Origin of the sequence: Mesorhizobium sp. M6A.T.Ce.TU.002.03.1.1 (assembly GCF_003997275.1) — a bacterium.
In the GTDB taxonomy this organism is placed as follows: domain Bacteria; phylum Pseudomonadota; class Alphaproteobacteria; order Rhizobiales; family Rhizobiaceae; genus Mesorhizobium; species Mesorhizobium mediterraneum.
The window spans coordinates 17,095-38,355 of sequence record NZ_RZTI01000008.1 but is presented as its reverse complement, the minus strand read 5'-3'; the positions used below and the strand labels follow the sequence as shown (position 1 = coordinate 38,355).

Annotated in this window: 24 protein-coding genes; 13 read left to right on the top strand and 11 right to left on the bottom strand. The window is 63.4% G+C overall.

The window, feature by feature from the left end:
• Positions 1-9 precede the first annotated feature (9 nt).
• Entirely contained in the window at positions 10-1,365 is a 1,356-nt protein-coding gene (locus EOC93_RS04330) for a sigma-54 dependent transcriptional regulator (RefSeq protein ID WP_127203951.1), read from the top strand.
• Positions 1,366-1,395: 30 nt separating this feature from the next.
• Here EOC93_RS04330 and EOC93_RS04325 read toward each other — a convergent pair whose 3' ends face one another.
• Together EOC93_RS04325 and EOC93_RS04320 are read right to left on the bottom strand one after the other, a co-directional pair.
• Positions 1,396-1,923, bottom strand: a complete 528-nt coding sequence (locus tag EOC93_RS04325) for a hypothetical protein (RefSeq protein ID WP_127203950.1) — start codon at positions 1,921-1,923, stop codon at positions 1,396-1,398.
• A gap of 44 nt (positions 1,924-1,967) precedes the next feature.
• A complete protein-coding gene (locus tag EOC93_RS04320) occupies positions 1,968-2,393 on the bottom strand; it encodes an OsmC family protein (RefSeq protein ID WP_126105573.1) in 426 nt (141 codons plus the stop codon).
• 289 nt (positions 2,394-2,682) lie between these two features.
• On the opposite strand from EOC93_RS04320, the gene EOC93_RS04315 reads away from it, so the two are divergent.
• Entirely contained in the window at positions 2,683-3,408 is a 726-nt protein-coding gene (locus EOC93_RS04315) for a 3-keto-5-aminohexanoate cleavage protein (protein ID WP_127203949.1), read from the top strand.
• Between the two features lie 50 nt (positions 3,409-3,458).
• On the opposite strand, the gene EOC93_RS04310 is transcribed toward EOC93_RS04315, so the two are convergent.
• Complete coding sequence (locus EOC93_RS04310; protein WP_127203948.1) at positions 3,459-4,295, bottom strand: NAD(P)H-dependent oxidoreductase; 837 nt, start codon at positions 4,293-4,295, stop codon at positions 3,459-3,461.
• Positions 4,296-4,388: 93 nt separating this feature from the next.
• On the opposite strand from EOC93_RS04310, the gene EOC93_RS04305 reads away from it, so the two are divergent.
• The gene (locus EOC93_RS04305; RefSeq protein WP_127203947.1) at positions 4,389-5,312 is read left to right on the top strand and encodes a LysR family transcriptional regulator; all 924 of its coding nucleotides are present in this window, start codon (positions 4,389-4,391) and stop codon (positions 5,310-5,312) included.
• A gap of 81 nt (positions 5,313-5,393) precedes the next feature.
• On the opposite strand, the gene EOC93_RS04300 is transcribed toward EOC93_RS04305, so the two are convergent.
• On the bottom strand, positions 5,394-6,305 hold the full coding sequence (locus tag EOC93_RS04300) for a class I SAM-dependent methyltransferase (protein ID WP_127203946.1): 912 nt from the start codon (positions 6,303-6,305) through the stop codon (positions 5,394-5,396).
• A 70-nt stretch (positions 6,306-6,375) separates the two neighbouring features.
• Here EOC93_RS04300 and EOC93_RS04295 point away from each other — a divergent pair, with 70 nt between their 5' ends.
• The 6 genes from EOC93_RS04295 (at position 6,376) to EOC93_RS04270 (ending at position 11,144) form a co-directional block, all read left to right on the top strand.
• Positions 6,376-6,897 (top strand): Lrp/AsnC family transcriptional regulator, encoded by a 522-nt coding sequence (locus EOC93_RS04295; protein WP_095489182.1) that lies wholly within the window; start codon positions 6,376-6,378, stop codon positions 6,895-6,897.
• Positions 6,894-8,057, top strand: a complete 1,164-nt coding sequence (locus EOC93_RS04290) for a saccharopine dehydrogenase family protein (protein ID WP_127203945.1) — start codon at positions 6,894-6,896, stop codon at positions 8,055-8,057. Before EOC93_RS04295 ends, EOC93_RS04290 begins: the two co-directional genes overlap by 4 nt.
• A 109-nt stretch (positions 8,058-8,166) precedes the next feature.
• A complete protein-coding gene (locus EOC93_RS04285) occupies positions 8,167-8,955 on the top strand; it encodes an ABC transporter substrate-binding protein (protein ID WP_127203944.1) in 789 nt (262 codons plus the stop codon).
• An 88-nt stretch (positions 8,956-9,043) separates the two neighbouring features.
• Positions 9,044-9,715, top strand: a complete 672-nt coding sequence (locus tag EOC93_RS04280; protein ID WP_095489179.1) for an amino acid ABC transporter permease — start codon at positions 9,044-9,046, stop codon at positions 9,713-9,715.
• Positions 9,712-10,386 carry an amino acid ABC transporter permease gene (locus EOC93_RS04275; protein WP_095489178.1) on the top strand — a complete coding sequence of 225 codons (675 nt, stop codon included), beginning with the start codon at positions 9,712-9,714 and terminating at the stop codon, positions 10,384-10,386. Before EOC93_RS04280 ends, EOC93_RS04275 begins: the two co-directional genes overlap by 4 nt.
• 29 nt (positions 10,387-10,415) lie before the next feature.
• Complete coding sequence (locus EOC93_RS04270) at positions 10,416-11,144, top strand: amino acid ABC transporter ATP-binding protein (RefSeq protein ID WP_095489269.1); 729 nt, start codon at positions 10,416-10,418, stop codon at positions 11,142-11,144.
• A 41-nt stretch (positions 11,145-11,185) separates the two neighbouring features.
• Here the strand turns inward: EOC93_RS04270 and EOC93_RS04265 are convergent, their stop codons facing one another.
• The gene (locus EOC93_RS04265; RefSeq protein ID WP_095489177.1) at positions 11,186-12,187 is read right to left on the bottom strand and encodes an NADP-dependent oxidoreductase; all 1,002 of its coding nucleotides are present in this window, start codon (positions 12,185-12,187) and stop codon (positions 11,186-11,188) included.
• A gap of 108 nt (positions 12,188-12,295) precedes the next feature.
• Here EOC93_RS04265 and EOC93_RS04260 point away from each other — a divergent pair, with 108 nt between their 5' ends.
• Both EOC93_RS04260 and EOC93_RS04255 read left to right on the top strand, forming a co-directional pair.
• On the top strand, positions 12,296-12,898 hold the full coding sequence (locus EOC93_RS04260) for a TetR/AcrR family transcriptional regulator (protein ID WP_095489176.1): 603 nt from the start codon (positions 12,296-12,298) through the stop codon (positions 12,896-12,898).
• Entirely contained in the window at positions 12,895-13,761 is an 867-nt protein-coding gene (locus tag EOC93_RS04255) for an alpha/beta hydrolase (protein ID WP_095489175.1), read from the top strand. Before EOC93_RS04260 ends, EOC93_RS04255 begins: the two co-directional genes overlap by 4 nt.
• A gap of 197 nt (positions 13,762-13,958) precedes the next feature.
• Here the strand turns inward: EOC93_RS04255 and EOC93_RS04250 are convergent, their stop codons facing one another.
• The 4 genes from EOC93_RS04250 to EOC93_RS04235 all read right to left on the bottom strand — a co-directional run bounded on the left by EOC93_RS04250 (position 13,959) and on the right by EOC93_RS04235 (position 18,023).
• Positions 13,959-14,360 (bottom strand): GFA family protein, encoded by a 402-nt coding sequence (locus tag EOC93_RS04250; RefSeq protein ID WP_095489174.1) that lies wholly within the window; start codon positions 14,358-14,360, stop codon positions 13,959-13,961.
• 25 nt (positions 14,361-14,385) lie between these two features.
• Positions 14,386-15,444, bottom strand: a complete 1,059-nt coding sequence (locus tag EOC93_RS04245; protein WP_127203943.1) for a Gfo/Idh/MocA family oxidoreductase — start codon at positions 15,442-15,444, stop codon at positions 14,386-14,388.
• A gap of 73 nt (positions 15,445-15,517) precedes the next feature.
• A complete protein-coding gene (locus tag EOC93_RS04240) occupies positions 15,518-16,303 on the bottom strand; it encodes a ThuA domain-containing protein (RefSeq protein ID WP_127203942.1) in 786 nt (261 codons plus the stop codon).
• A 232-nt stretch (positions 16,304-16,535) separates the two neighbouring features.
• Positions 16,536-18,023 (bottom strand): tlde1 domain-containing protein, encoded by a 1,488-nt coding sequence (locus EOC93_RS04235; protein WP_127203941.1) that lies wholly within the window; start codon positions 18,021-18,023, stop codon positions 16,536-16,538.
• A 500-nt stretch (positions 18,024-18,523) separates the two neighbouring features.
• Between EOC93_RS04235 and EOC93_RS04230 the strand changes: the two genes are divergently transcribed.
• Complete coding sequence (locus EOC93_RS04230; RefSeq protein ID WP_095489267.1) at positions 18,524-18,949, top strand: hypothetical protein; 426 nt, start codon at positions 18,524-18,526, stop codon at positions 18,947-18,949.
• Between the two features lie 150 nt (positions 18,950-19,099).
• On the opposite strand, the gene EOC93_RS04225 is transcribed toward EOC93_RS04230, so the two are convergent.
• Positions 19,100-20,539, bottom strand: coding sequence for an FAD-binding oxidoreductase (locus tag EOC93_RS04225; protein ID WP_127203940.1), 1,440 nt, complete (start codon positions 20,537-20,539; stop codon positions 19,100-19,102).
• A gap of 229 nt (positions 20,540-20,768) precedes the next feature.
• On the opposite strand from EOC93_RS04225, the gene EOC93_RS04220 reads away from it, so the two are divergent.
• Positions 20,769-21,032, top strand: a complete 264-nt coding sequence (locus tag EOC93_RS04220; protein WP_127203939.1) for a hypothetical protein — start codon at positions 20,769-20,771, stop codon at positions 21,030-21,032.
• 10 nt (positions 21,033-21,042) lie between these two features.
• Here the strand turns inward: EOC93_RS04220 and EOC93_RS04215 are convergent, their stop codons facing one another.
• Positions 21,043-21,261: a hypothetical protein gene (locus EOC93_RS04215; RefSeq protein ID WP_127203938.1), complete on the bottom strand. Its 219-nt coding sequence runs from the start codon at positions 21,259-21,261 to the stop codon at positions 21,043-21,045.

Here is a 21,261-nt window from a genome sequence, read left to right as displayed (position 1 = left end):
CAAGGCGGCATGACCAACGACAACGCAGCGCCGGTCATCCTGATCGATGACGACAGCGATCTCTTGAGGGCCACCGCGCAGACGCTGGAGCTTGCCGGCTTTTCGGTATCGGCTTTTTCGGTGGCGGCCGAGGCGCTGGCCAGGCTCGACGCCGGTTTTGCCGGCGTGGTGGTGTCGGATATTAGGATGCCGGAGATCGACGGCTTGCTGCTTTTCGACCGCGTCCTGCGGCTGGACGCGGACATTCCGGTCATCCTGGTCACCGGGCATGGCGACATCGCCATGGCGGTCAAGGCGATCAAGGACGGCGCCTACGACTTCATCACAAAACCCTTCGCCGCCGACCGGCTGGTGCAGAGCGTGCGCCGCGCGGCGGAAAAGCGCCGCCTGGTGATGGAAAACCGCGCCTTGCGCGAGGCGGCCGGAGAAGCGCAGGACGGCTTGCCGCTGATCGGCCAGACGCCGGCGATGGAAAGGCTGCGCCGCACGCTGCGCCAGATCGCCGACACCGATGTCGACGTGCTGGTGACCGGCGAGACCGGCTCCGGCAAGGAGGTGGTGGCGAGCCTTCTGCATCGCTGGAGCCGCCGCGCCAGGGGCAATTTTGTTGCGCTGAATTGCGGCACGCTGCCCGAGACGGTCATCGAGAGCGAATTGTTCGGCCACGAGGCCGGCGCCTTCACCGGCGCGCAGAAGAAGCGGATCGGCCGCATCGAGCACGCCAGCGGCGGCACGCTGTTCCTCGACGAGATCGAAAGCATGCCGGTCTCGACACAGGTGCAGATGCTGCGCGTGCTGGAAATGCGCGAGGTCACCCCGCTCGGCACCAATGAGTTGCGGCCAGTGGATTTGCGCGTGGTTGCGGCCGCCAAGGTCGATCTCGGCGATCCGCGCCAGCGCGGAACGTTCCGCGAGGACCTCTACTACCGGCTCAACGTTGTGACGATCTCCATTCCGCCGCTGCGCGAGCGCCGCGACGACGTCGCCCTGCTGTTCTTCTATTTCGCCGAGCGCGCCGCCGCCCGCTTCCGGCGCCCGGTGCCGACTGTCCCGGCCGCGGTGCACCGCCATCTCAGGGAGCATGACTGGCCGGGCAATGTGCGCGAGCTCGCGCATTTCGCCGAGCGGCTTGTGCTTGGATTGGAGGAAGACGCTGCGACGCCATCCCCTGCCCCAGCTGAGCCGGATGCCGCCATGAAGCTGCCGGAGCGGTTGGAGCGCTACGAGGCCGACATCATTCGCGAGACGCTTGGCCGCAACGAGGGCGACGTCAGGCGCACGATCGAAGCGCTGGGGATTCCGCGCAAGACCTTCTACGACAAGCTCCAGCGCCACGGCATCGTGCGCAGCGAGTTTTCCAGATAAAGGTCGCCCAGCGCGGCGGCTTCGATTGCCTCAGGCCTTCTTGCGGTAAGCTTCGAGTTCCGGATCGAGGTCGACGCTCACCGCATTGGTGAACACGGTCGTCGCCACCATGATGCCGGCGAAAGCGACCAGGTTGACGAGCAGCGGCTCATCGTAGCGGGCTTTCAGTTCGGCCCAGATCTCATCGGGAATGGCATTGGCGTCGGTCGCGATGGCCTTGCCGAAGGCAATTAGCAGCGCTTCATCGGCTGTCGGCTCGATGCTGTCGGGATCGAGCCCCATATCGATCAGCGCGCGGCGAAAAAAGGTCACCGGCACCTCGGCCCGGCACGCCGCGGAAATCGTCAGCGAAAACAGCCAGATGGCGCGATCGTCGAGATCCGGTCGCAGCAGGTCGCGCAAGGTGAACCACTCGGCATAGATGCGATGGGCGGCCGGCGAATGCAGCAGGGTGCGCTTCATATTCGTCATCCTGCCGCGCAAGCGCAGTTCCTCGTCGTGCGCCGCACGGAATTCAGGCGAGGCGGCGTCATAGTCGATCGGGGAAATGCGTGCCATGGGCGGCCTCGGAGGATGCGTGAAATTGGGCAATCAGGATGCGATCAGCCGGCGAGCATGGTGACAAGCTCGGGCGTCTCACGCAGCGTGTTGCTGACCGTGCAGATCGTTTCGGCGTCCTCGACGATCCGCCTTTTCGTGGCCTCGTCGAGATCGCCCGATATATCGAGCGTGATGGTGAAGCGGCCGATGCGGGAAACATCGCCCTCCGCCTTTTCGCCGCTCACATCGGCGCGGACCTCGCCGAGGCTGGCAGCGACACCCATGCGCGTGGCAGCGATCCGGGCGCTCAGCACCATGCAGGCGGCCACGGAGGCATAGAGAAGGTCGAGCGGATTGAAGCCCGGCGCGCTGGCACCGGTCACGACGTCGACCATGCCGCCGGTCGGCGTGGTGACGACGGGCAAGCTGCCCGGCGACAGCACGGCAACCGCGCCGGTCGGTCGGGTCCTGACCTTGAGCTCACTCATTCGCAAATATCCTTTCGGCCGGCCGGGCATGGGGCCGGATACCGCAGCATTCGCCAACGATCGTCAAGCTAGCCGGTCCCAGCAGTGCTGCTTGAGTTCCCAATATGCGTCAAATACCCATATCTCGCCTGCCAACAAGATCGTGACTGAACAAGGATGATAGAGGCACATCCTGCCGGATTGCTTTGGGTCAGGCCGCATCCGTCTGTCAGGAGGCGCGCCGAACCCGATTCCAGATTTCGGGGGCGTGCGCTAGACTGGTTGCATCCGCAACCAGGCCGCCGCCTCCATGATTGTCCAGACCTGCATCAATGGCGCACGCAACGCCGACTTCCACCCTCAACTGCCGCTTGACGCGGACGCCATGGCGCGAGACGGCGCGACCTGCGTGGCCGCCGGTGCGGCCGAGCTGCATGTCCATGCGCGCGGGCTCGATGGCCGCGAAAGCCTCGCGCCTGAGGCTATGGACCCGACCATGCTGGCGCTGCGCCGCGCCTGCCCAGGAACGCTGATCGGCGTATCGACCGGCGCCTGGATCGAGAACGACGATGAGCGCACGCTGGCGGCGATCGCCGGCTGGACCGAGTTGCCCGACTATGCCTCCGTCAATCTGAGCGAGAAGGCCGCGCCCGAGGTCATGCAGAGACTGCGCCAGCGCGGCATCGGCATCGAGGCCGGGCTCGCCTCCGTCGCTGACGCCGAGCGCCTGGTCCGCCTCGACCATGGCAGCCAGGTGCTGCGCATCCTGATCGAGATATCGGAGCAGGAACTGGACGTGGCACAGGAGGTCAGCGACGGTATCGCGGCGGTGCTCGACCGCGCCGGGCTGCGTCGCGCCATCTTGCTGCACGGCGCCGACGCCACGGTGTGGCCGTTCGTGCGCAGGGCGGCGGAGCGGAACTGGTCGACGCGTGTCGGGCTGGAAGACGGCAAGGCGCTTCCGGACGGCACTACGGCATCAGGCAACGCCGCACTGACGGCCGCGGCGGTGGCGATCTTCCGGGCCGGTCGCTGATTCATCCCATAGGTTTCGGGCGCCTTGCCCGATTTTTTCGGGACCTTGCGTCAGGCCACGTCCCGCAAAGTCGAACGCGGCGTCGCCGACTTGGCGGTGGCGCCGGCACGGTCCTCGTGAAGCGCGAAACCTGCGGCGCCCGGGTCGCCCAGTTCGGAGCGGAGCTGCATGCTCGGGATGTGATAGTCCCCGCCATTCTGCTGCCGATAGGGAATCGGCCGGGTTGTCTCGAGCGTCCGCATCCTTTCGCGCAGGCGCTCCGCGACAGGCTCGAAATCGGCCTCCCCGAAACGATCCACTCTGTAGACCACGAACGGCGGAAGCACGTCGTAGCCCGGATAATAGAGAATCCCGTGATTGATCGGGAACAGCAGGTCGTCGATCGGGCCGTTGACGCCGCGGGCGGAGTAATGCTCTTCCCAGCCGCCAGTGGTCACGATCAGCATCGCGCGCTTGCCGGCGAGCGTTCCCTCACCAAAGCGGTCACCCCACCGCTTGTCGCTATGCTCGCCGACGCCATAGGCGAAGCCGTAGGCGTACACCCGATCGACCCAGCCCTTGAGGATCGCCGGCATGGCGTACCACCACAGCGGGAACTGGAGGATCAGCGTGTCGGCCCACAGCAGCTTGTCGATCTCCGCCTTAACGTCATCGGTCAGAGTGTTGGTCGCAAAAGCTTTTTTGGAGGCCCCAGCCGGCAGGAAGCGTGCTTCGGGCGGCCACGACGGAAAATCGGCACGGTCCACCTCGGATTTCCAGCCATCGGCATATAGGTCCGATATGCGCACCTCGTGGCCCTTGGCCTCGAGTTCCCTGATGGCGACGTCACGCAGTGCGCCGTTGAGCGAACGCGGTTCAGGATGAGCAAAAACAAGCAGGACTTTCATGGGTCAACTCCGAAGAAGGACAATGAACGCGAAAGGTAGCCAGCCCCGGGCTAATCCGCTATGTCTAGATAATGCATAAGATTATGCCGAATAATGGATAGATCCGATGTGACCCTCGAGCGCATGCGCACCTTCGTTCGCGTCGCCGAGCGCGGCAGCCTCTCGGCGGTGGCGCGCGAGCTCGGAGTTGGGCAGTCGACGGTCACACGGCATCTGCGCGAGCTCGAGGAGGCCATCGGCGTGCCCTTGCTCAGCAGGACCACCCGGCGTGTCACGATGACCGATGAAGGCAGCCGTTACTATGCCGACAGCATCCAGATCCTGCGCCTCGTTGAGCAAGCCGGCGATGAAGCGCGGGGCACGCGTGGCGCGTCGGCCGGCACGATCCGGATATCCTGCACGGCGGCACTCGGGGTCTTGCACATCAGCCGGCTGATCTTCGCCTTTCAGGACCGCTATCCCGACATCGGCATCGATCTCAGCCTCACCGACGAACGCATCGACCTTGTGCGGGAGGGCGTCGACATCGCGCTTCGCCTCGGTCCGCTCACCGACAGCTCGATGAAACTACGGGCGCTCGGGCAGTCCCGGCGTCTGCTGGTGGCCGCGCCAGCCTATCTGGCGGCGCGGGGCAGACCGGCTGGCCCGCAGGATCTGCCTGGTCATGAAGGCATCCGGATGTCGAACATCGCGGGAAGCGACACGCTCGCCCTGCAGGGGCCGGAGGGCGAACGCCATGCGGTGCCTTTTGGCGGCCGATTTCGGGTCGACCATGGACTTGCCGCGCGCGAGGCCCTCATCGCCGGACGCGGTATCGCGCCCGCCCATCACTGGCTTGTCGACGATCTTCTGGGGGCCGGCCGGCTGGAAGTGGTCTTGCCGGACTACGCCCCGCCTCCCGTACCGCTGAGCATGCTGATCGTCCCGGAGCGCGCGGGCATTGCCCGGGTCCGGCTGCTGGTCGACTTTCTCGCCGAGCGGATCGGCGGCATTCCCGGTATCCAGAAGCCGCGTTAATGCCCTCGGTCGGCTGCGGCACTGGCAGAACCCCCGACTTCCGGGATACCGGCCTCGTCAAGGCCGCCACCAAAACGGCGCTCAACGTTGCGCCGCGACAATCAGCATCATCGGCCGCTCCAACTCGTCGGCAAGATCAGGAGCCTGCGCGACCTGATCGGCCGTTGGGCGCCATTCCTCGACCCGGCGTATGGTGAAACCCGCTTCGATCAGCGCGTTCAGCGTCGTTGCGAGCATGCGATGCTGCTTGAGCACGCCCTTGGCGAGCCAGTCGGTGGTACGCGGACCTTCCACGCTATAGCGATTGACCGGCCACGTCTTGCGGCCGTCGACATCGACCGACCAGCCTGGGTGAGACGGTGCCATGTAGATCGGGTGCTCGATGGTGAAGACGAAGTGCGCGCCTGGAAGGAGCGCATCATGCACTGTCTTCACCAGCCGGTCGAAATCCTCGATGTAGTGGAAGGCAAGCGAGCTGTAGGCGAAGTCGAACGATGCCTGGGGCAGTTCGAGGCGGTCGAGGTCGGCGATGACATAGTCGACATCCGGGTCGCTGGTGTCGGCTCTGGCCCGTTCTATCATGTTGCGGGAAAGGTCCAGCCCAAGGACATGCCTTGCGCCATGCGCCTTTGCCCAGCGGGCAAACCAGCCAAACCCACAACCGAGATCGACAATGCGCTTACCGTCGAGATCGGGAAGCAGTGCGCGTATTGCCGGCCATTCGGGTGCGCCGTCCAAGCCGTGAACCGAGCGTGCCATCTGCCTGTAGCCGGCGAAGAATTCAGGCCTGTCATAGATATTCTGTGCCATTGAGCTTCCGTTTCGGGGCTTGGAGGACCTTTGGTTCAGGTTGAGGCTTAGTGCCGATGGGCGAGACACAGCAAGGGGAAGCCCGTGCCTCGGTAATGTCCACCTGGGCTGCCCGGCTTTGCAAGTTTCCTGCCATCCTGCCTTGTTGACAAGCGGTTGAACGCACTTGCAGTTTCGAAAAATAGTCCCTAGGCTATTTTCATATCAGAAAGAAAACTTCTTCGATAATTCCATTTTATGAAAGCCTAGGCGTTTGCGGGAACATCTCGATCAGACCGACCGGCGACTGGTCAAGCTGCTGTCGCAGGATGCGCAGCTTGGCGTCAATCGCCTCGCCGAGAAGATGGCCGTCTCCGTCCCGACCGTGCGCATGCGGCTGCGCAACCTCTTGGACCGCAACCTGCTCAAGATCGTCGGGCTGCTCAACCTGACGGAGCGCCCCGAGCTGATCTCGGCCATCGTCGGCATCAATGCGCAGGGCCGCGGCCGGGCGCGGGAACTGGCGCAGCGTATCTGCGAGCTGCCTTTCGTGAATTCGGCCTCGGTGGTCACCGGACGCTTCGACATCATCGTCGACGTGACGGTGGCCGGCGATGTCGCCGATCTCTACCGCGTCACCAGCGAGCTGATCCCCGGCGCAGGCGAGCCGGGCGAAGTCGTGCGCAGCGAGACCTTCGTCGTCATGGCCTCCTGCAACAAATGGGTCAGCCTGCCGGAAGGCTGCTGGTCGGACGAGAACAAGCGCGACGAAACTGGCCGAAAGGAAATGCCATGAAGATCGCGGTTCTCGGCGGCCTCGGCCTGCAAGGCCGGGCGGCGATCGCCGATCTCGTCGCCAGCGCTGGTGTCGAAGAAGTCGTCTGCATTGATACCGCGCCGGATGGGGCAGCCCGACTTGGCGGCCTGACCAACCTTGACCGCGTGCGCTTCGTCGTGCCCGAAGGCGCGATCGGTCCAGTATTGGCGGAGGTGCTGGTGGGTGTCGACGCCGCCATCGACCTGTTGCCGCAGCCGCTGATGCGCGAGGCGGTGCAGGCGGCGATCGCGACGCGCACGCCGCTGGTCACCACCAATTACGGCAAGACGATCGCCGACCTTGCCCCGGCGGCACAAAAGGCCGGCGTCTCGATCATGACCGAATGCGGGCTCGACCCCGGCATCGACCTCGTGCTCTACGCGCGCACCGCAAAGCAGTTCGACGCCATCACCGCGATCGATTCCTATTGCGGTGGCATCCCCGAGCCGAAGGCGATGGCCAAGCCGCTATGCTACAAGGTGAGCTGGAACTTCGACATGGTTCTGATGAGCCAGAACCGCGACAGCGTGGTGGTCGAGGACGGCCAACGGGTCGAGGTGCCGGCCGGCCGCCAGCACGACAATCCTTTCATCCATCAGATCGAGGTCGAAGGACTGGGCAGCCTAGAAGCCTTCCCCAATGGCGACGCGCCGCATTATGCCGGCATGCTTGCCGCCGCCAAGGGGTTGCAGCGCTCCGGCCGCTATTCGCTGCGCTGGCCGGGCTGGTCGGCGTTCTGGGCGCCGCTGAAGGAGCTTGGCTTCCTCTCCGAAGACAAGGTGCCCGGCGTCGGCGCCAGCCCACGCGAATTTCTTGGCCGGCTGCTCGGGCCGCAACTGCAATATGGCGCCGACGAAAAGGACCTTTGCGTGATGCGCAACGTCTTTACCGGCAGTGAAGGCGGCCGCCGCAAGACGGTGACATCGGACCTGATCATCGAACGCGATCTCGTCTCCGGCCTGTTCGGCATGAGCCTCGGCGTCGGCTATCCCGCAAGCATCGTGGCGCAGATGCTGGCGCGGGGCGAGATCACCGAGCCCGGCCTGCTCAACCCGCTGCTGCATGTGCCTGACGGCCGCTTCCTCGACGAATTGGCTCGGCGCGGTATACGGGTATCCGAAACGATCGACTGGGACTGAAGGATTTTCGAACGGTGGCCGCCGCCGGCAACGGCGCTGCCGCTCAAAAAGCACCCCAAGGGGTGGAACAACAAAGTGGAACAACAACGACAACAAGGAGGAATGCCCAATGAAGATTGCCAAGCTTTTCATAGCAGGCCTTGCGCTCGCCGGCCTCACTGCCGCAGCCAGCGCCGGAACGCTCGACGAGATCACCAAGCGCGGCGAGTTGCGCGTCGCCGTGCAGACGCAGGGACCGCCCTTCTCGCTCGTCGGTGCTGCCGGCGAACGCACCGGCAGTTCGGTCGAGCTCGCCGAGCTGATGGCCAAGGAGATGGGCGTCAAGATCACCTTCCTTGACTTCGACTGGGATGGGCTGATCCCGGCACTTTTGTCGGGCAAGGCCGATCTTCTGGTCGCCGACATGACGCCGACGCTGGCGCGTGGCATGAAGGTCGCCTTCACCAAACCTTACATGTATACGGGCAGCACCGTCTTCACCAAGGCTGACAGCAAGTTCAAGACCACCGAGGACTGCAAGGCCAAGGGCACCAAGATCGCCGTGCTGCTCGGCGCCACCGGCGAGAAGGAAGCCAAGAACGCCTTCCCTGATGCCGACATCAAGAGCTACAAGGGCGGCGGTCCGCTGCTGCTCGACGCCGTCAACAACGGCCAAGCCGATTGCGGCGTCAATGACGTCTCGGCGGTGAAAGGCCAGTCGACCGCCTATCCGGCCGGCAGCTTCACCATCATGCCGGACCTGCTGTCGAAGGAACCGCTTGCCTTCGCCACCCGCTATGACGAGCCGGACCTGCTGGTCTGGATGAACCTGTTCCTCGACCAGGTCAGCGTCGACGGCCGCCTGCAGAAGAACCTCGACTACTGGGTCAATTCCGAAGATTGGAAGAAAGACCACTAAGCAGCGATAGATCCGAGCGGTTTCGCGCGCGCCCCGGCGCCGCGAAGCCGCCCGGAATCCGTTTCGCCCGGGGGAAATCCGTCCAGCGATGCTCGAAAACTTCAGCTTCCGCACCATCGTCGAATATCTGCCCTTGTTCGGGCAGGGCCTCGTCACGACCGTGTGGCTGTCTGTCCTCTCCTTTGCCGGGGCACTCGCCGTCGGCATTGGGCTCGCCGCCATGAACCTGCAGCGCGGGCGGCTGTTCCGAATCCCGGCCAAAGCCTATATCGACGCGGTGCGCGCCACCCCCTTGCTGGCGCAGCTCTACTTCCTCTATTTCGGCCTGCCGCGGCTCGGCATCATCCTGCCTGAGCTCGTCGTCGGCATCCTCGCTCTGTCGCTGAACAGCGGCGCCTATGTCGCCGAGATCATCCGCGCCGGCATCCTGTCGATCCCGCGCGGTCAGGTCGAGGCCGGCGTCGCTTCGGGGATGACCTATGTCCAGCGCATGCGCCTGGTCATCCTGCCGCAGGCGTTCAAGGTGACGATCCCGCCGCTGCTCGGACAGGCGATCGTTCTGGTCAAGGATTCCGCACTGCTGTCGCTGATCGCGGTCGCCGAGCTGACGCGCGCCGGACAATTGCTCGCCTCCGACCGCTTCATGCCGGCGGAGGGCTTTATCACCATCGCCGCCTTCTACCTCCTGCTCTATTACGGGCTGAAGGGACTGGCGGCGCTGTCCGGGCGCTGGCTCGGCCTAGCGGGGGCACGGACATGATCTGGCAGCAGCTGCAAAGCATCGCCGGCAGCTATCCCCTCGCCCTGCGCGGCCTCGGCATGACCGTGATGCTGTCGCTGATCAGCCTGGTGCTGGGCACGCTGATCGGCTTTGGCCTCGGCATCCTGCGGACCGGCGGCAACCGGCTGATCAGCGGGGCGATCGGCGCCTGGGTCGACCTGATCCGCGGCACGCCGTTCCTGGTGCAGATCTTCCTGATCTTCTTCATCCTGCCGGAACTCGGCATCGAGCTCGACGCCTTCACCGCCGGCATCATCGCGCTGACCAATCTGGCCGCCTGCTTCATCTGCGAGATCGTCGTCGCCGGCATCCGCTCGGTGCCGACCGGCCAGGTCGAGGCGGCGCTGGCGTCCGGCCTGTCGCGCTGGCAGCGCATGCGCCAGGTGGTGCTGCCGCAGGCGATGCGCATCGTGCTGCCGCCGCTGGTCGGGCAGTATGTGCTGCTGATCAAGGATTCTTCGGTCGTTTCAGCCATCGGGCTCACCGACCTCACCCGCGTCGGCTGGCTGGTGGTGCAGCGTGTGCCGAATGGCCTCCTGGTCTTCTTCCTCGTCGGCCTCGGCTATTTCATCGTTTGCTATCCGCTGATCATGCTGGCCCGCCGGCTGGAGCAGCGCATGGGTGCGGCCCATGGCGAGGTGCAGTTATGACGTCGAACCGCAGCAAAAATGGTACCGGCATGATCGAGTTTCGCGGCGTCAACAAATGGTTCGGCACGCTCAATGTGCTGAGGGATATCACGCTCAGCGTCGAGCCGCGCGAAGTGGTCGTCGTCTGCGGCCCGAGCGGCTCGGGCAAGAGCACGCTGATCCGTTGCATCAACGGGCTGGAGACGATCCGCGACGGCGACCTGGTGGTCGACGGACAGCGTCTCGGCGACCCCGCCACCAACATGACGCGGCTGCGCACCGAGATCGGCTTCGTCTTCCAGTCGTTCAACCTTTATCCCCACAAGACGGCGCTTGAGAATGTGACGCTGGCGCCGATCCATGTGCGCAAGATTCCGCGCGCTGAAGCCGAGAAGGCCGGGCGCGAGCTGCTTGCCAAGGTCGGCCTTGCCGACAAGGTCAACGCCTATCCGGCGCAACTCTCCGGCGGTCAGCAGCAGCGTGTGGCGATCGCCCGCTGCCTCGGCATGCGCCCCAAGATCATGCTGTTTGACGAGCCGACCTCGGCGCTCGACCCCGAGATGATCTCGGAAGTGCTCGACGTCATGGTCGCGGTCGCCGAGGAAGGCATGACGATGATGGTGGTGACCCACGAGATGGGCTTTGCCCGCAAGGTCGCCCAGCGCGTGGTGTTCATGGATGCCGGCGCCATCGTCGAGAGCGGCACGCCCGACGAGTTCTTCTCGCACCCCAAGACCGACCGCAGCCGCGCCTTCCTGAGCAAGATCCTGCGGCATTAGGATTGCCGGAAACGAAGATCGTCGCCTGAAGCCTTGCAAAGCTATTTCACCTTGATGACAACCTTGCCCTTGGCGCGGCCCTGCTCGATGTAGGCCAAGGCCTGATTGGTCTGCTCAAACGGGAAGACCCGATCTATGACCGGGCGGATGATGCCCGACTCGACGAGAGACGTGATTTTGGTCAACTGCTCGCCATTGGCCGCCATGAACAGGAACGAATATCGGACATCTGCGCGTTTGGCCCGCCGCCTGATGCCGGCGCTCAAAACGCGCATGACCAAGTTCAGCACCACGTTCAGACCCTTCTCCCTGGCAAACGCAGCGTCGGGCGGACCGGAGATCGAAACGGCGAGACCACCCGGCTTCAACACACGCAGCGACTTTTCGAGGGTCTTGTTGTCCTGGCTGTTCAGGACGACGTCGTAGCCCGAAAGGACTTTCTCGAAGTCATCCTTCTTGTAGTCGATGATGACATCGGCGCCCAGATTCCTGACCATATCCGTGTTGGACGCGCTGGTTGTCGTGGCGACCGTCGCGCCGAGGTGCTTTGCCAATTGAATGGCGAATGTTCCCACTCCGCCGGAACCAGCCTGAATGAAGACCTTCTGTCCTTTCTTCAGCTTCGCCCTTTCAACCAGCGCCTGCCAAGCGGTTAGCCCCACCAGGGGAATGGACGCAGCCTCTTCCATGCTGAGGTTCTTCGGCTTCAGGGCCACGTCCGCATCATTAATGGCGATGTGCTCGGCGAAAGTCCCGACCCGACCGTCGCGTGGTCGCGCATAGACCTCGTCGCCCGGTTTGAACTGTCGGACTTTCGAGCCGACGCGAATGACCGTTCCGGCCACGTCATGGCCTGCAACGAAGGGCCGGCGATATGGCAGAATGAGTTTGAATTCTCCGTCCCTGATCTTGGAGTCCAGCAGATTGAGGCTGGCGGCATGGATCTGCACCAGCACGTCATTCTCCCCTACTTCCGGCTCCGGAACCTCTCCAAGCCGCAGGGGAGCGTTCTTTGCGTATCGATCGACGATGAAGGCCTTCATTGTTGCTTTCCCAAATTGAGGAGACCCGGAGCGACGTGTCCCTATTGCATTACGATCATTTAGTGATAATATGACCGTAATGCAATAGCTGATCGAAGGAGAAAAAACATGCGTTACGAGAAGGGCAGGAAAGACGCATCGCGGCAGCGGATTATGGATGTTGCGACCGAACGGTTTCGTTCCGACGGCATCGCTGCATCAGGTATCGCCGGCATCATGGGCGAAGCGGGGCTGACCAATGGAGCTTTCTATCCCCATTTTCCGTCCAAGGCGGCGCTTGTGCGCGAGAGTGTGGCGGCGGCCCTGGAGGTTCAGGCGACCCAGATTCAAGAGCTGTTGGCCGCCGGCGGCTTGTCAATGGCCATTGACACGTATCTGTCGGCGGAACACCGGGACAATCCCGGCAAAGGTTGCGCTTCAGCCGCGCTGTTACCCGAAATTGCGCGTGAGCCGGCCGATACGCGCCAAGTCTACGCCGAACACCTGCTGAAGCTCGTACGCCAGGTGGCGGCCGAACTCACGCCCGACGCCCGCGATCCCGAAGATGTCGCGTTCGGCGTCTTTGCGACCCTGATCGGCACGCTTGAGCTGTCGCGCGCGGTGAACGGGACCGAACTGTCCGATCGCATTCTTGAGGCTGGCTCGGTGGCGGCGAAGGCGCTGCTCCAGCCCCGCGAGAACGACAAGCCACAAGAAAGGAAACCATCATGAACGTGCATCAGCTATCGCGACCTGCCGCGATCATCAAACACAGGGACGTGCCGACGAAAACGGTCGACGTCGGCGGTACGAAATTCGCCTACCGGGAACTCGGGCCCACAACCGGGGTACCGGTGATCTTTCTTACCCATCTGAGTGCGGTTCTCGACAATTGGGATCCCCGGGTGGTCGATGGCATTGCCGCAAAACGGCGAGTTATTACCTTCGATAACCGTGGTGTTGGCGCATCAGGCGGCTCCACTCCCAACACGGTGGAGGCGATGGCCCGCGACGCGATCGCCTTCATCCGGGCCCTCGGTTTCGAGCAGGTCGATCTTCTCGGCCTATCTCTTGGCGGCTTCATCGCCCAGGCGATTGTTCAGCTGGAACCTGGTCTGGTTCGCAAGATCATCCTCGCCGGAACCGGCCCAGCCGGGGGTGCCGGCATCGACAGGGTGACGTTCGTCACCATCTTCGACATGATCCGCGCCGCGCTGACCATCAAGGATCCAAAGAACTACCTCTTCTTCACCCAAAGCCCCAACGGCAAGAGGGCGGCGCGCGCGTTTCTGCAGCGATTGAAGGAACGGACCAATGACCGCGACAAACCCATCGCGCTCGGCGCCTTCAACCAGCAGCTCAAGGCAGTCCGTGCCTTTGGCCAGGAGCGCCCTGCCGACCTATCGCGTATCCGGCACCCGGTCCTCGTGGTGAATGGCGATCACGACAGAATGGTGCCCACCAGCAATTCCGTCGACCTGGCACGGCGCTTTCCCAATGCCGAGTTGGTCCTGTACGAGGACGGCGGGCATACGGCCATTTTCCAGTATCACGGCGCCTTCGTGGAAAAGGCCCTGGACTTCCTCGAGGCCTAGCGCATCGGCCCGAAAATCGGAATCGATTTTCGGAAAGCACGATGCGCAGATTCAAAAGTGCTAGAGCGTACTTTGTGCGTCCAAGTGGACGCACGTCGCTCTAGCGGCGGCCCACTTGGTCCGATCAATCGGGGGACGACCAGCTGCAAATGCAAATGCAAGGTTGAACGACGCTTAGCCTGCCGTGGCCGGCGTCTTCAGCCGAACGTCGCCAGAGGCTCAGTGCGAACCTCGACCCACTGGCAGCGCCGGCTGTCGTGATAGAAGGACAGGAAGGGCGGCGGGAACGATGGGTCGGCGAAAGCACCCACCGGGATGGCAATCAGACCGGACTGGACATCGATCCGGTAATGGACGGTGGTGCCGCAATCCGGGCAGAAGCTGTAGATGACACGGCCGCCCTCCTCGCCAACACGCGTGAACTCCGCCGATCGCCCCTCGATCGATACTTTGTCCTCGGGAAACCGCGCATTGAAGCTGAACGCGCTGCCCGTGCGCCGCTTGCAGGCCAGGCAATGGCATACGGAGACGCGTACCGGCTCGCCCGAGCAGGTGGCTGACAGCTGACCGCAGGAACATTGGGCGCGGCGCGTGACCATGGCTGGACCCTTTCAGCGTACGACATCAATGGGTTTCGGCACGGGCCCTGAGCTCAGCCCTCTTCTCGTCGGAGACGACGGCAAGGTCGAGCACCTTCTGCAATTCGGCGGCATGGCGGAACGACGGCTCGGCCTGAACGCCAGTGCGCACTGCGTCGACAAAGCGCTGGTAGTTGGTCGGCACCGTTCCGGCATCGAGAACCTGCCATTTGGCGTCCTCGACATTCTCGCCCATGCACGCCTTCAGCTCCGAGCCGTTCAGATTGTGAACGACTTCGATGCCGCCCTTGTCGCCATAGATGCGCAGCCGCAGTTCGTTCAGATGACCGGTTGCCCAGCGGCTGGCATGGACGACGCCGAAGGCGCCGTTGCTGAAATCCAGCGCCATGGTGAAGCTATCATGGGCGTCGAGCTCGTACTCGCCGATCCGGTTGCCGGGCGCCTTGTCAAAGGACCTGAGGCGGCAGAACACATGGTCGACGTCGAGTGCGGCGCCATAGCTGGCGAAATCGAGGATGTGGATGCCGACGTCCCCCAGCACGCCATTGGAGCCGTGGCCGCGTGACAGCCGCCACAGCCATTTCGGATCGGTGCGCCAGTCGCCCCAGAATTTGGAGACCAGCCAGCTCTGCAGATAGGACGCTTCGACGTGCCTGACCTGACCGATCTCGCCGGCAAGCACCATGGCGCGCGCCTTCTGCAGTGCTGCAACGTTGCGGTAGGTCAGGTTGACCATGTTGATGATGCCGGCTTGCTCGGCGGCATCGGCCATTTCGTTAGCCCTCTGGTAATTTTCGGCCAGCGGTTTTTCGCACAGCACCGGCTTGCCCGCCGCGATCAGCATCATGGTGGTCGGATGGTGGATGCGATCCGGCGTCACGTTCGCCACCGCGTCGAACTTGTCCCATGTGAGCGCATCTTCCAGCGAGGTGAAGCGATTGGGGATGCCGTTGGTGTCCGAAAATTCATCGAGGCGCTTGCGGTCGACATCGACAGCGCCGACCAGTTCGACGCCCTCGATCTTACCGAACTGCCTGGCGTGCTCCTCCGCCATCCAGCCGGTGCCGAGTATCAACAGACGCATAATTCTTATCCTTAGGAATGGGCTTTATCTTGTTGTTCGACCGTGGATTTTCCAAGCCAAAGGCTCGGGATTCCTAGCGATAGCCGGCTTCATCGGCGGCGTGGAGTTTTCCGCCGCGCTCGACGATCGGCTCAAGCGCCTTTTCCACCGGCACGTTCGGCGCGTCGAGGATGGCTGGGTTTGACCCCTGCGGGTAGTGCGCCCATTTCACTGCATTGCGCAGCACCTTCTGCACGGTAGCGTCGTGATAGGTCGGATAGGTCTCGTGACCTGGCCTGAAATAGAAAATGTTGCCGGCGCCCCGGCGATAGGTCAGCCCCGACCGGAACACTTCGCCGCCCTGGAACCAGGAGATGAAAACCGTTTCCAGCGGCTCCGGCACGGCGAACTGCTCGCCATACATCTCCTCATTCTCGAGCTCGAAATACTCGCCGATACCGGCAGCGATCGGGTGGTTGGGGCTCGTCACCCAAAGCCGCTCGCGCTCGCCGGCCTCGCGCCATTTCAGCGTGCAGGGCGTGCCCATCAGCGTCTTGAATATCTTCGAGAAATGGCCGGAGTGGAGGACGATCAGCCCCATCCCTTCCCAGACGCGGCGCGCCACACGCTCGACGACCTCGTCGGCGACAGCGCCATGGTCCTTGTGTCCCCACCACAGCAGGACGTCGGTTTGCGCCAGACGATCGGCCGGCAAGCCATGGTCCGGCTGCTCCAGCGTCGCCCATGACACGGAAATTTCGCGATCGAGCTTCAGCGCGTTGGCGATCGTTGCGTGCATGCCCTCGGGGTAAATCCCCGCGACCACCTCATTGGTCCGCTCGTGGATATTCTCGCCCCAAACGACAGCGCGTATAGTCATGGCATCCTCTTTGATCGGTTGAAGCCGCCGCCCCGGCACCTCCAGTCATAGTATCCCTGGACGGGATTGAAAACCTTCGAGATTGGCCGAAATCTCCCCACAGCTTCGTCATCCCGCGGCGAAGCGGGAGCGAAGCGACGTCGCGAAGACCCTGGGATGAAGAAGCCATGAGACGGCCGCCGCGACGACCTACGCGCCGCGCCTTCCGGCACGATCTGCATCAGCGGCTTGGTTAGCCGCGCACGACGAGACGCTTGACCTTGCCCTTCTTGAAGGCGGCGAGGAAGCGGGCATAGTCCTTGAAAACGACGCAGCCGCTCGATTCTCCGCGGCGGCCGCGCAGCAGGTAGGTGTGCGCAAGAAAGCCGTCCCGACCAAATTTGTTCTTGCCGTCGATAGGAGTGAGACGCAGCGCCTCGACGCCATGGAAGCGCGATTCACGCAGCCTCAGATCGTAGGTGTGGGGCGGCGTCGGGCCGGCATTCTTCCGGTTGGCGTAGCGCGGCTGGTCGGCCATCGCGCCCAGTCCCGAATGCGCCTCGAGCCGCGAACCGTCCGGCATATAGACGGTTTTCGCCGAGATGTCGTAGACGGCGACGCCGCTGCCGATGCCGGGCTTGGTGAACAGGTTGCGGAAGGCCCCGCCGCCCGCCGGGCTGTCGGGTTTGGCATAGGCCAGCATGTCTGCGGCCTTCGACCGCTTGGCCGGCTTGACCGGGCTGCCCTGCATGCCCGGGCTGCCTTGCATGCCCTGCTTGGCTTGCATACTTGGCATCGCCGCCGGTGACGAACTCCTCGGCGACAAGGCTGGCGCCCGGGGCATCTCGTCCTGCGGAGCGTCGGCGGTCTGCGCTTTGTTGGATTTGGGCGGCTGAGACGGGGCCTTGGCGGCCTTCGATGCCTGAGCCTTGGGCGTTTTGGCCTTGGGGGCCTCGACCTTGGGCGCCTCGACATGGGGCGCCTCGTCTGACTGGTCGACTTCCGCCCGCGGGCGGAAGGTCGGCAACGGGACGCTGTCGGGCATCTCGTTCTGCGGCGGCAGCGAGGCCATCTGCACCTCGCCCTCCGGCGGCGCAGCAGGGTCGGCCGTCGCCACGTCGGGCAGCACCTCGATCATCTGTTCCGGCAGTGCATTCGCTAGCGCCAGCGCCAGGCGGGAGGATCGGTCGATCTCCGTTAGCTCGGGCCCAAAGCGCACGGACGCCGGACCATGCTCATCGGCCAGGCGCACCGGTTTCTCGACGCGCCCGGCCGCCGACAGGCTGGCAAGCATGGGAGGTGCTGCGTCGGTAAAGGCAGCAGCAAGCTTTTGCGGCGACAGCGCCGCCTTCGCCACCACGGCGTCGAAGCGCGTTTGCGGCGAGATTTCTGCGACAAGCGGCACGGTAGCCGGCTGCGCCAGCGGTTTGAGACGCGCCAACTTGCCTTCATGCACGAAACTCGCGGCGGCCCGCGCGCAACCGGCATCGCAGCGGCCGAGCAGTGACGCCTGACGCTGCCGGCTTGCCGGTAACGGCGCCCACGAATTGGTCCATGAATTGGCAAGCGTGCGATCGGCGAGCGCGATGGTGCGCGGCGCGCGCAGGCTTTGCGGAAGACTGTTGGAGGCAGCGGTGAGCGAGGTTCCCACCGAATAGAGGCCGGCCATGGTCGCCACCGACCACAGAGCGACCGCAACGCCAACAACGGGAACCGCGACCCAGCGCAGCCCGGGCCTCATCGAAGTCAATCCAGAGTCAGGATTGTCACCCCGGTTTTTCAAACGCACAAACGCCATACACCAACCTCAATCGGCCTTGCGGCATGCGGGGCTCGCAGCCGTCACAATCACAGTCGCCTGGTGCCCCCTGCACGCTTCGCGTCTGTTGCCGATTGATTCAAAAGATGGACAAACTTGGTTAACCAATCCCTCTACCGATCGCCGATTGGGCGAAGGTCGATAACAAAAAAGCCCCCTCCACGACTAAGAAAATGGCGGGAATGCCCTCCGTATCAGGCTTTGCTGCCCGTTTTTGCCGACCGAGTCAAGAAACCGAAAGGACTAGACCTTGCCTGGGCGGGCGACAGCTGAAGCTTTCTCGGATCAAAAGCGTCGCGTCACCCATAATCGTCTGCGCGCAGGCAGCGTTGCCGGCCCGGCTTTGCATACAGGTAAATTCGATTGTGCTAATATACCTTGGTCATGCACATTTGTGCGCGACCAACAAACGGGAGGATGCGATGGGAACCATGAATCGCAGGTCTGCAATTGCTCTCGGCGTCACCGCCGCCGCTGTAACACCGCTATTCGCCTTGGCGACGCCTGCAAGGGCCGCCAAGCAATACGGCCCGACGGAGGGCAAGGAGGTTGCGCCCGGCATCAGAGTGGTGGAGGTCGGCACTGGCAACTCCGACATTCCCGCTTACAAGAGCATCTCAATCGTCGATATAGTCTTCCAGCCCGGAGCAGTCTTTCCTGAAACCGTGATGGACAACGACATGGTATGCACGATTGCTGCCGGCGAATTCACGATCAAGAAGGCGGACAAGGAATTCAAACTTAAGGAAGGCGAGATGTACACTTGCGCCAAGGGCAAGACCGATGGTGCCACGAATACAAGTAGCGTGGTCGGCGTGCATCGCATTGCGATCTTGATGCCTGCCTAGACCAATTCCAGGAAAAGTGTGCAGCGGTTTCTGCCCGGAAACTGCACAAAGAAATAGCCAGAGCGGTTCGGCGAACCGCTCTGGCGCATGACCGAAATGAGGCCCGCGACCTCCGCCGGAGGTGCGGGCCTTGTCATTGCGTGCACACGCCTATGCGGCGCGCAGGTTTTCCGCCGGCCGCAAATTCTGGTTCATGCGGAACAGGTTCAGCGGGTCGTAGTGCTGCTTGATTTCCAGAAGTCGCCGGTAGTTGCCGCCATAGGCTGCTTCGACCCGGTCGACCTCGTCCTCGGGCATGAAGTTCACATAGGCCGTGCCGGCGGCATACGGCCTGATCGCCTCGTAAACACCGCGCGCCCAGTCGATGCAGGCGCGGTCCATTTGCGGTTCGCGCCAGCGGGCGTGGACATTCATGACGAAATGCGCGCTGCGTTGCGGAAACGCCGTTGCATCCGCTGTCACGCGGCCCGCGGCACCGCCGATATGGGCGAAGAATATCTCGCATTCTGGCCCCGGAAGCCGGGGTATCGCGGCCGTGACGACCTCGATCGCGCTGTCGGAAAGCTCGGTGAAGTCATGGCTCTTCCAGTAGTTTCGAGCGCCGGGCGTCAGCAACGGATCGAATGCCTGCTCCCAGCCGGCGAACGGGTTGGGGCCGACCACATCGGCAATCGGTGTGCCGATGGCGCGAAGCCTTTGCGTCGCTTTCTCGCCCTCCTGAAGATCGCCGCAATAGCACATGGCCAGGACCAGCACCTCCTTGCCATGCCATTCGGCGGGCAAGAACGGCAGCGGCGGCGCCTGCCGCATGACCACCCAGCAGGTCAGCTCATTGGGCGCTGCTTCGAGCGCCGCTCGGTATTCCCGCAACACATTTTCGGCATCGGCGAAAGGATGAACGACAAGCCCCGCCAGCACCTGCGGACCAACGTGGTGGAGCTTGAACTCGAAGGCCGTGACGACGCCGAAATTGCCGCCGCCACCGCGCAGCGCCCAGAACAGGTCCGGGTTTTCGGTCTGGCTGGCGCGCAGCAGCTTGCCGTCGGCGGTAACCACATCGGCGCAGAGAAGATTGTCGATGGTCAGGCCGAATTTCCGGGTGATCCAGCCGAAGCCGCCGCCCAGCGTCAGGCCTGAAATGCCGGTGGTCGAGTTGATCCCGATCGGCACTGCCAGTTCGAAGGCCTGTGTTTCCGCGTCCACATCGGCGAGCGTCGCTCCAGGTTCCACCCATGCCCGCCGCGTCGCCGGATCGACCCGCACGGACTTCATCGGCGACAGATCGATCATCAGGCCGCCATCGCAGACGGCGCTGCCGGCGATATTGTGGCCACCGCCGCGAACCGCGAGGAGGAGCCCATTTTCCCTGGCAAAATTCACTGAAGCGATAACGTCGGCGGCACCGGCGCAGCGCACGATCAGCCCGGGCCGCCGGTCGATCATGGCATTCCAGATGCTGCGTGCGTCGTCATAGGCGGCGTCGCCTTCCCTCAGCATGGTGCCGCGCAATTGTGCCGAAAGCGCTTCAAGGGCCGCGGCTTCGACCGTCGTCTTGCCGCGTTCAAGCGTGGTGAGGCTCATGCTGTTCATGGCTTTCCTCCCGATTTGCTTTGAGCCGTTTTCCGCTCAACCCAAAGTGTGCCCTTATATTAGATATCGCGCAAGTTATTGCCCGACGGCTGGCGTCGCCGGCTGGATGGCTGCACCGGCGGGCCAAGCCGAGGGATCGAGGTAAAACAATCTCGCCGGTTCGATCGAGGAACTACGCAGCGGTCCGCGGAGTTAGGCATATGACCGACCAATGCATAGGAGAGCTCTGATGGCACCGCGCAGAAAACCCGACGATCCGTCCGAAGGTCCGACCATCGAACAGCAGGATTGGGACGCGATCAAAGGCGGCAAAATTCTACCGGACAGCGTGCCGGGAAACGGCGACATCCGTTACGACCTCGAGAAGGAGGCAGAACTGCCCGAGGAAGACGACGACAATCCATACCAGGACAGCGATGAGGCACTGCCGGACGACGAGGAGGAACGCGCTCTCTCGCGTAACCCCTCGAAGCAAGATATCGACGAGCCATGAACGGCAGCATTCAGGCGTGCGCCAAATTCCGTGAAAATTCCTGCACCGACAGAAAAGACCCCGCGGGGAGGAAGCGCGGGGCCTTTGTCCGAATGCCGTCCGAACGGCTTTCATAGTCGCTGGAGTAGAACGACTGTGCTTCCAACCGTGGCGGGCGGATGTTGTTCCATCGAAACCGAAAAAAGATGGCGCCGTTTGCCGTTTTCGCCAGCATGGCTTGGATTGCCAT